Genomic DNA, 469 nt, shown 5'->3' on the forward strand with positions numbered 1-469 from the left:
CAAACCCCTGAATTGGAACGTATGCTTGTTGCCAGCGGCATCCATCTGTTCAAATTCTGGTTCTCCGTATCCCGTGAAGAACAACTCCGTCGCTTCATCTCCCGTCGTGACGACCCGCTGAAACACTGGAAACTGTCTCCAGTGGATATCCAATCGCTCGACCGCTGGGACGACTACACCGAAGCCAAAAACGCCATGTTCTTCCACACCCACACCGGCGACGCGCCTTGGGTCATCATCCGTTCCGACGACAAAAAACGTGCACGTTTGAACTGTATCCGCTACTTCCTGCATCAGCTGGACTATCCGGGCAAAGACGTGAAAGCCATCGGCAAAGTGGACGAGAAAATTGTTTTGATTCCTGATACACGTTACAAAGAAAAAACTGTCGATCTCGGACACGATTAATTTGTAACATTACCAAAGGCCGTCTGAAATTTCATCTTTCAGACGGCCTTTTCTTAATCCT

1 pseudogene is annotated in these 469 nt (G+C 49.0%); it reads left to right on the forward strand.

The features are described 5' to 3' along the window. A pseudogene (locus ACTHSP_RS21840) lies at window positions 1–408 on the forward strand (polyphosphate kinase 2); the annotation flags it as partial. Window positions 409–469 lie beyond the last annotated feature (61 nt).

Source organism: Neisseria sp. P0001.S005 (assembly GCF_051963715.1).